This window comes from Leifsonia sp. PARNA 1/14 (assembly GCF_055720965.1).
This window is the reverse complement of sequence record NZ_JBVQSP010000013.1, coordinates 1-572: the sequence shown is the minus strand read 5'-3', so window position 1 is coordinate 572 and position 572 is coordinate 1. Positions and strand designations below refer to the sequence as shown.

1 protein-coding gene is annotated in these 572 nt (G+C 71.0%); it reads right to left on the bottom strand.

What is annotated here, in order from left to right:
- A partial coding sequence (locus tag AC0HS0_RS18995) for a nucleotide sugar dehydrogenase (RefSeq protein ID WP_472965707.1) occupies positions 1-572 on the bottom strand: 572 nt, incomplete at both ends.

The window sequence follows — 572 nt, the reverse complement described above, 5'->3', positions numbered from 1 at the left end:
TGCGGCCATTCGGTGATCAGGACCACGATGTCCGCGCCGTGGGCGGCTTCGGCGGCGGAGTCGACGTAGGTGAGTTGGGGTGCGCGGCGGCGGGCGTTGGGGATGGCTTGGGGGTCGGTGGCGGTCACGATCGCGCCGGCCTCGGCCAGGCGCACCGCGATCTCCAGTGCCGGGGAGTCGCGGATGTCGTCGGAGTGTGGTTTGAACGCCAGTCCCAGCACCGCGACCCGTACCCCGTTCAGGCCGCCGGCCTCCTCCCGTACCAGCTCGACGACCCGTTCGCGGCGGCGCAGGTTGATCTTGTCGACCTCCTCCAGGAACCGCACCGACTCGCCGCGGCCCAGCTCCCGGGCGCGGGCGCTGAAGGCGCGGATGTCTTTGGGCAGGCAGCCGCCGCCGAAGCCGACTCCCGCGTTCAGGAACCGGCGCCCGATCCGGGCGTCGTGCCCGATCGCGTCCGCCAGCTGGGTCACGTCCGCGCCGGTGACCTCGGCGATCTCGGCCATCGCGTTGATGAAGGAGATCTTCGTGGCTAAGAACGCGTTCGCCGCGACCTTCACCAACTCCGCCGT